Source organism: Stenotrophomonas sp. 2YAF22 (assembly GCF_052114665.1).
Lineage (GTDB): Bacteria > Pseudomonadota > Gammaproteobacteria > Xanthomonadales > Xanthomonadaceae > Stenotrophomonas > Stenotrophomonas indicatrix.
In genome coordinates this window covers 1-8,227 of record NZ_JBFRFE010000129.1, presented here as the reverse complement: position 1 = coordinate 8,227, position 8,227 = coordinate 1, and the positions used below count along the sequence as shown (strand labels likewise).

The window sequence follows — 8,227 nt, the reverse complement described above, 5'->3', positions numbered from 1 at the left end:
CGCTGCTGTTGGTRGGTGTCGACCYTGGTCGWCACGTAGATCCACGCSATGCGTGGATGCWYTTCGATCAATTRTCKRAATATTCGATYYCGWTGGASATTCATCCACGCATGGCRTGGATCTACTGACCACCGGGAAACTGTCGAAGGTGGGGCACTGTGGGTTTGCGGGGTGTGAGCCGCATGGATGCGGCGACCAAGCCTACACGGACGTACTTGCGGCGGCCCCGCAAACCCACAGTGCCCCGCCATCCCACGGAATGCCAGCTGTCGCTGTCGCTGTTGCCGTTGCTTCGGCTCGTAGCAGGTGCAGGGCGCAGCCCTGCCGAACCCCTTTACCCCCGCGGTCGGCCGCGCGAGGGCACCAGTGCGAACGTATCCACCGCCAGCTTCTCGGCATGGTTCAACCACGCGCGGATTTCCAGATCATCCACTTCGTGGTCGAGCCCGAATGACACGTTGATCTTGCCATCGGCATCGGGCTGCACCCACTGCTGGGCCAGCACCACCTTGCGCTGCGAGGACACCGCTTCGATCCAGAAACCGCGATCCGGGCGCGTGCTCGCCACCAGCTGCAGCATGTACTGGCCGGCGCGGGTACGGCGGCCCTTCTGCGTGATCATGTGTGCCTGGCGCACGCTGGGGCGGGGGCCCTGGAACGCATCCAGTGGTGCATCCACGTCGATGCCGTTGCGCAGCTGGCCGTCCCGGTACAGCTTGATGCCGTTGTCGCGGTTCACCAGCAGCGCGCACCAGTCGCCGTCGGCCGAGCCATCCTCGAACGCGGTGCAGCGATCAACGTAGGCGAGCGTGTTGTCCGGGTCGGCATCGTCGAACTGGCGCGAGGTGTTTTCCAGGTACACCGATTTCAGGTCCCAGTCCTTGTCGTATTCCAGCAGCACCGGCGGCTGCACGTGCTGCAGGCCCACCACCACCTGGTCATGGCCGTCGATCTTCAGCTGCCGCGTCGGCTCACCCAGCCACAGCGAGCGGGCGAAGGCCAGGTACTGCGGATAGTCGCGGCCGCCATCGCGGCGTGCCGCGGCGCTGGCACTCGGCGCGCGCTTGTCGTCCAGCAGCGAACGGCCAAAGCCCATCGTCTGCAGGTTCGGATCGAGCAGGCTGAGCAGGGTGGCCCCGGAATCCAGGGTCGAGCCGTCTTCAGCGGCCAGCTGGCGCGGGGCGACGCCATCACCGAGGAACAACAGCAGGTTCTCGCGCTTCTGCTTGGTCAGGATATGGCTGAGGTCATTGGGCATGGCCAGGTGATCGGAGGCGATCACGATCAACGTGTCCTTGCCGTACGGGCTGGCCTGGATGCGTTCGACCAGCTGCGAGATCAGGCGGTCGGTGCACTTGAGCGCATTGAGCATGCCGATGTTGCCGTACTGGCTCTGGTAGCGCTCGCCCTTGCAGGCCACCGGCAGGTGCCCGGCCGGGTGGTGCGTGTCCATGGTCAGCGTGGTCAGCATGAACGGCGCATCCTGTCGCGACAGCTGCTCGAAGCGCTGGTAGGCGGTGTCCAGCAGCACGTCGTCATGCACGCCCCACGCCGAGTAGTGGATACGGCCGATCTTCTTCTGCTGCTTGAACCACGCCAGGTCATGCACTTCATCGAAGCCGTGGCTGGCCAGGAACTGGCCCTTGCCGGCGAACTGGCCGTTGGCACCACCCAGGTAATGGTTGGTGTAGCCCTGCTGCTTGAGATAATCACCCAGGCACACGGCCTTGGGCAGGAAGCTGCCCATGCGGTCCATGCTGTTCTCATCACCCTGCGAGGTGGTCAGCGGCACGCCGCACATCGACGACACCAGGCCGGCGATGGTCCAGCCACCGCCTTCGGCCGAGGCCAGACCGCGTACATCCAGCGACCTGGCCGCCAGGCGGTTGAGATTGGGCATCAGGCCGGGAAACACGGCCTCATCCAGATAGGTGCGCTCCAGGCTCTCGCCGTAGATCCAGACGATGTTGCGTGGGCGCTGCAGGGCCTGCGTGGGCACCTGGTATTCGGGGGCGATACGGGCGAAATCCACCGGGCGCAGCTGCTGGTACAGGCGTTGGCCATCGCGGGCCAGTGGGCTGATCATGATCGCCGCCACCCACAGCGCGGCGAAACCGGCAAACCACGCACCACCGGCCGTGGGGCGGCGCCAACGCTTCACCCGCGTAGCGAACAGCGGCAGCAGCGACACGGCGGCCAGCACGATGAAGCCGGCGATATAGCCCTTGAAGTCGGCGACACCGGCGCCTTCCATGTCCGCACCCAGGTGGTACAGGGTGGCGGCGTTGAGTCCGTCGCCGGACAGCTTGTCGATCAGCCACCAGGCACTGAGCGCCAGCAGCAACAGCGAGAACAAGCCTGCTTTCCACCACACCCACTTTGCGGACGCGAGGAACAACCAGGACAGCAGCAACAGCGACAGCAGCAGAATCCAGAGCATAGGCAGCTTCGGCAGTGACGGGGTGGCGATGGACGTCGTACCGACGCGTGTCCATCCGACCGGCGCTGCTGCAAGCACATCTGCATGACAGGCCGATGACCCGATAGTGCATGCACGAACCTGACTGAAATGTTTGTTGAAATCGTGCGCGCGATATCATGCCGCGAACGTAAAACGAGCGTGAAAACTCACGCTCGATTGCATTAAAAACCGCATGAATTCACTGTTTTCGCTGATCCACGTCGTGCGTGGATACGACGCTATCGATGCCCGCGTTCCTCGCGCGAGCGCGCACGGCGATCGAACAACAATGCGCTGGTCACGATGCCCAGCCCAAGCACCACGCCGATCAACAACAGCACCAGTGCGATGGCGGGATAGCCCAGCACATGCCAGCCCGTGTCGATCTTCATCATCATTGCCGCCGCCATGATCAACGCGGCGCTGATGATGCCGGCGGCCACGCGGTTGGCGATCTTCTGCAGGTTCTCCATCAGCCGCGATTCTTCCAGCCCGGTCACCTTCATCTGCAGGCGGTTCTCGGCCAGCAGCGCCATGATGTCCGACAGCTTGCGCGGCCCGTCGCGCAGCAGTTGCTGCAGCTCCATCGCCTCGCTGGCCAGGTTGGCGGCCGACAGCGATTTTTTCAGGCGCGCACGCATCACGTGTTGCAGCTGGCGTTCGACGATGCGGCGCGTATCAAGGTCTGGTGCCAGCAGGCGGCATACGGTTTCAAGGTTGAGCAGCGCCTTGCCCAGCAGGCTCAGCTCCGGCGGCGTGCGCAATCCGGACGAGGTGGCAATGCGCACCATGTCCAGCACCACGCGCCCTTCGGAGAAATTGGCGCTGGCGGCATAGCGTGCGATCAGCTGGCCGGTCTCGCGCAGGTAGCGCTCCTCATCGAATGCCTCCAGCCGCGTGCTGATGCTGATCAGGTCGTCGGCCACTTCCTCGCCGCGGCCATCGACGGCGGCAAACAGGATCTTCAGCAGGCGCTCGCGCAGCCGCGGTGGCATGTGCGCGACCATGCCCAGGTCGAAGATGGCCAAGCGCCCATCAGGCATCACCCGCAGGTTGCCGGGATGCGGGTCGGCATGGATTTCGCCGTGCACGAAGATCTGGTCCAGGTAACCGCGGATCAGCGCCGCCGCCAGCGGATCCATCGCCTGTTCGGTGCGGCGCACATCGGGAATGGCATCCACGCGCACGCCGGTGGCCAGTTCCATGGTCAGCACGCGATGGCTGCTGTAGTCCCACAGCGGCTGCGGAATCCACAGGCGCCGGAACGGCTTCAAGTGCCGGCCGAAGCGCGACAGGTTCTCGGCCTCGGCGTGGTAGTCCAGCTCCTGCATCAGCGTCTTGGCGAATTCGTTGAGCCAGTCGCGCAGGCGCACGCGGCGACCGATCTGGGTCAGATGGTCGGCGGCCAGGGCGAAGCTGCGCAGCACTTCCAGATCCGAACGCAGCTGCGCGGCCACTTCGGGCTTCTGCACTTTCACCGCCACCTCGCGACCGTCATGCAGCACCGCGCGGTGCACCTGGGCGATCGACGCGCAGCCCAGCGGTTGTGGGTCGAATGCGGCGAACAGCTTGTTCACCGGTGCACCCAGTTCCTGCTCGACGATGGCGTGGATGCGTTCCACCGGAATCTCGGCCACCTTCTCCTGCATCCGCTCCAGCGCAGTGGCGAACTCCACCGGCACCATGTCCGGGCGGGTCGACAGCATCTGCCCGAGCTTGACGAAGGTGGGCCCCAGTGCTTCCAGGTCACTGACGAACTGCTCCGGATTGCCGTCCGGTGGCACGTCGGTGTGGCTGCCGGCAGCGTCCAGGTTCATGCCGGAGAACACGCCGGAATGGCGGTAGCGCATCAGCAGGCGCAGGATCTGGCTGCGCCGGTTCATGCCCCGGATCAGCGGGGGATTGCCTGTGGCGGTGGACGGATTGCTCAAACGACACTCCTCGAAGACGACGACCCGATGTCCGTGATCCCGCCGCCGGCGAGACCGGATTACGCTTCCAGTGTCCCTGCCGCCCGGTGGGCGCGCGGTGAACCCGCTACCGCAGGTGGCGCCGGATCGGTCAGAATCCGCTCATTCCCTTTACTGGATCCCCCATGGCCGGTGCCAGCCTGTTTGCCCTGCTCGACGATATCGCCTCCCTGCTCGACGACGTCTCGGTACTGACCAAGGTCGCCGCCAAGAAGACCGCCGGCGTGCTGGGCGACGACCTGGCGCTGAACGCGCAGCAGGTGACCGGCGTCAACGCCAACCGCGAGCTGCCGGTGGTGTGGGCGGTGGCCAGGGGCTCGCTGGTGAACAAGGTGATCCTGGTGCCGGCGGCGCTGGCGATCAGCGCGCTGGAAGCCTGGCTGCACAGCCGCGGCTGGAACGTGCCGCTGATCGTGCCGCTGATGATGATCGGCGGCGCCTTCCTGTGCTTCGAGGGCGTGGAGAAGCTGGCGCACCGGTTCCTGCATTCCGCCGATGAGGACGCCGAACACCAGGCTGAGCGACGCAAGGCGCTGGCCGATGCGCAGGTGGACATGGTCGCGTGGGAAAAGGACAAGGTGAAGGGCGCGATCCGCACCGACTTCATCCTCTCGGCCGAAATCATCGTGCTGTCGCTGGGCGTGGTTGCGACGGCGTCGTTCATCAACCAGGTCAGCACCCTGGTGGTGATCGCGCTGGCGATGACCGTGTTCGTCTACGGGCTGGTCGCCGGCATCGTCAAGCTGGACGACCTGGGCCTGTACCTGTCGCGCAAGGGCGCCGCGCTGGCGGCAGTTGGCCGCGGCCTGCTGGTGTCGGCACCGTGGCTGATGAAGTTCCTGTCGGTGGCCGGTACCGCGGCGATGTTCCTGGTCGGCGGCGGCATCCTGGTGCACAACGTGCCGGCGCTGCACCACGCGGTGCAGGCGCTGGGCGGGGAAGGCCAGTGGGGCTGGCTGGTCAACGCGCTGGGCAACATGGTGGTCGGCATCATCGCCGGTGCCATCGTGCTGGCGGCGGTGACTGGCGTGCAGAAGCTGCGCGGCAAGTAAGCGCCGGCCCACTGCCCGGTAGAGGCCGACCTTGGTCGGCGGTTTTATTCCCGCAAGCACCAACCAAGGTTGGCACCCACCGACGAGCTAGCCCGCGTGTACCCGGTTCTTGCCTTGGCGCTTGGCCGCGTACAGCGCGTCATCGGCGCGTCGCAGCAGCGTATCGGCATCGTCGCCTGGCTGCCATTGCGCCAGGCCCGCACTGAAATRCACGGGTATGCGCCGCTCCTGCAGGGTCAGCACGCGATGCGCCAGTGAGCGCTGCAGCCGCTGCACCGTGGCCATGCTGTCCGCGCCGGGGGTTTCGGGAAGCACCAGCACGAACTCGTCGCCGCCCAGCCGGGCGATGCCATCGGTGGCACGCAGCAGCAGGCGGCACACCGCCACCAGGTGCTGCAGCAGCGCGTCGCCGCCGGCATGGCCGTGTTCGTCGTTGGTCTGGTGGAAATCATCCAGGTCGATCACCGCCAGTCCGAGCGGCGAGTGGTTGCGTGCGGCGCGGGCCAGCTCGCGCTGCAGCAGTTCATCCAGGCCACGGCGGTTCAGGGCCTGGGTCAACGGGTCGATACGCGCCAGATCGCCGGCCGCGCGCAGATCCTGCTCCAGCTGGTTGATGCGCTGTTCGGCGCGTTCCACTTCCTGCCGCGCGCTGGCCAGGTGATCGCGCGCCTGCGCCGCCTGCTGCTGCACTTTGCCGGTGTCCTGCATCACTTCCTGCAGCAGGTGGTTGAGGTCGGCGATGCTGCGCGCCTCGCGCAACTGCAGCGCGTAGCTGCCGATGCGGTCGTGGTATTCACCGGTGCTGGCAGCCATGCCATCCATGCGCTCGATGAACTCGCCCATCAAGCTACGCATGGCCGCTTTCGAATCGTCGATTCCCTGCCGCAGCAGGCCCTGCTTGTAGATCACCTCGCGCAGCTCGGCGCGGGTGCGCTCGACCGATTCGGCTTCCAGCGGCCCGGCCAGCAACTGGCGCACGGCCGCGATCTGGCCCTGCAGCCAACTGCGGTCATCCAGCAGCTCGCTGACGTTCTCCAGCAGCAGGGCGAACAACTCAAGCAACAACGCCTGCTGTTCCTGCCAGCTTTCGGCGCGCACGCCGATCTGGTGGCCCAGCTCGCGCGCGCCCTGTTCGATCGGTTCCAGTGCCGCGCCCGGTTGCCATTGGCGCAGGCGTACGGCCAGGGCCTGCGCCTGCTCGCGCAGGTCGGGATCGTGCTGCAGCAGCGCGACCACCGCGCCGCCCAGCAGCAACCGCAGCTGCTCGGACAGGCGCAGGCTGTCGGGCTGGCCATCGGGCGAGTGCTGGTCGATGGTGCGGATGTATTTATCGATCAGCTGCCGCATCGCCCGGCCATAGCGCGGCCAGTCGGCACTGGCCTGCGCCGATTGCAGGCGATCACCCATGTCGCCCAGCTCACCCGGCAGGGTGGCCATGCCATTGGCGAAGGCGGCCAGCAGCGGCTCGGGGGCATCGGCCCCGGCAAACAGCTGCTGCAACGCCACGCTGCCACCACCCTGCAGTACCACCCGATCGCCGCGCCCGTCATCGACCACCGCGCGCACGCGCGCAGGCGGCCCGATGGCGGTGCCGGGGGCAGGGCGGGGGTCGGGCTGGTCCGTCATGGAACGCATCCTGGGATGGCAGGGGGGCTGGTCACAGCATATCGGCGCAACCGGCGGTGGCTTGAACCGATAGGATGGGTGACAGGATGCCGCAGTGGAGGTGGGTATGCGTGTGATGTTGCTGGGGGCGACGGGACTGGTCGGAGGCCACGCCCTGTCGCAGCTGCTGGCCGACCCCCGCTGCAGCGCCGTGGTCGCGCCCAGCCGCCGCCCGCTGGCTGCGCCGCACGGGAAACTGCACAACCCGGTGCTCGACTTCGCCCGGCTGCCCGATGCGCCGGACTGGGCCCGGGTGGACGCGGTGATCTGCGCCCTGGGCAGCACCATCGCCCAGGCCGGCAGCCGCGAGGCGTTCCATCGCATCGACCACGATTACCCGCTGGACTTCGCCCGCCTGGCCCTTGCGCAGGGTGCCCAGGCCTTCGCGCTGAACTCGGCCGCAGGCGCCAACCCGCGTTCGTCGATCTTCTACAGCCGGGTCAAAGGCGAGCTGGAGCGCGACCTGCGCGCGTTGGGTTTCCCGTCGCTGACGCTGGTGCGGCCGGGGCTGATCGGCGGTGAGCGGCAGGAGGTCCGCCGTGGCGAACACTTCGCGCTGCAGGTGCTGGGTGTGCTGGGGCCGATGTTGCCACGTGCTTGGCGGATCAATCCGGCACCGGAGATTGCACACGTGCTGGTGGATGCGGCGCTGGCGGCAAAGCCGGGCGAGCACGTGGTGCCGTCGCGCGATCTGGTCGGCTGATGTCCCGCGCGCTGCGCCTGAACCAGCTGCTGCAGGTGCTGCGCCGCCATCGCCGGCCGGTGGCCGGGCAGGCGCTGGCCGAAGAACTGGGCATCAGCCTGCGTACGCTGTACCGCGATATTGAAACGCTGCGCGAGCAGGGCGCCGATCTGCGCGGGGAAGCCGGTGTCGGCTACCAGCTGGAACCGGGCGATGTGCTGCCGCCGCTGACCTTGCCACCGGCCGAGATCGACGCGCTGGTGCTGGGCCTGCGCTGGGTGGCGGCACGCACCGAGCCGGCCCTGGCCGAGGCCGCGCGTGATGCCCTGGCGCGCATTGCGCATGTGCTGCCGGCGGCGCGACGCGAGGCGCTGCGTGACAGCGGCCTGCGGGTGGG

At 67.1% G+C, this 8,227-nt stretch carries 6 protein-coding genes; 3 read left to right on the top strand and 3 right to left on the bottom strand.

Annotation, left to right across the window (positions count from 1 at the left end; genetic code table 11):
• Positions 1 to 334 precede the first annotated feature (334 nt).
• Together AB4Y84_RS07450 and AB4Y84_RS07445 are read right to left on the bottom strand one after the other, a co-directional pair.
• Entirely contained in the window at positions 335 to 2,440 is a 2,106-nt protein-coding gene (locus tag AB4Y84_RS07450; RefSeq protein WP_442244457.1) for a phosphoglycerol transferase I, read from the bottom strand.
• 260 nt (positions 2,441 to 2,700) lie between these two features.
• A complete protein-coding gene (locus tag AB4Y84_RS07445; RefSeq protein ID WP_243378189.1) occupies positions 2,701 to 4,344 on the bottom strand; it encodes an ABC1 kinase family protein in 1,644 nt (547 codons plus the stop codon).
• A 212-nt stretch (positions 4,345 to 4,556) separates the two neighbouring features.
• On the opposite strand from AB4Y84_RS07445, the gene AB4Y84_RS07440 reads away from it, so the two are divergent.
• Positions 4,557 to 5,483, top strand: a complete 927-nt coding sequence (locus AB4Y84_RS07440; RefSeq protein WP_442244458.1) for a DUF808 domain-containing protein — start codon at positions 4,557 to 4,559, stop codon at positions 5,481 to 5,483.
• An 87-nt stretch (positions 5,484 to 5,570) separates the two neighbouring features.
• Here the strand turns inward: AB4Y84_RS07440 and AB4Y84_RS07435 are convergent, their stop codons facing one another.
• On the bottom strand, positions 5,571 to 7,109 hold the full coding sequence (locus tag AB4Y84_RS07435) for a diguanylate cyclase domain-containing protein (RefSeq protein WP_442249940.1): 1,539 nt from the start codon (positions 7,107 to 7,109) through the stop codon (positions 5,571 to 5,573).
• 106 nt (positions 7,110 to 7,215) lie between these two features.
• Here AB4Y84_RS07435 and AB4Y84_RS07430 point away from each other — a divergent pair, with 106 nt between their 5' ends.
• Together AB4Y84_RS07430 and AB4Y84_RS07425 are read left to right on the top strand one after the other, a co-directional pair.
• Positions 7,216 to 7,851, top strand: coding sequence for an NAD-dependent epimerase/dehydratase family protein (locus tag AB4Y84_RS07430; protein ID WP_442244459.1), 636 nt, complete (start codon positions 7,216 to 7,218; stop codon positions 7,849 to 7,851).
• On the top strand, positions 7,851 to 8,227 hold a 377-nt coding region (locus AB4Y84_RS07425), incomplete at its 3' end, for a helix-turn-helix transcriptional regulator (protein WP_442249939.1). The genes AB4Y84_RS07430 and AB4Y84_RS07425, both read left to right, overlap by 1 nt.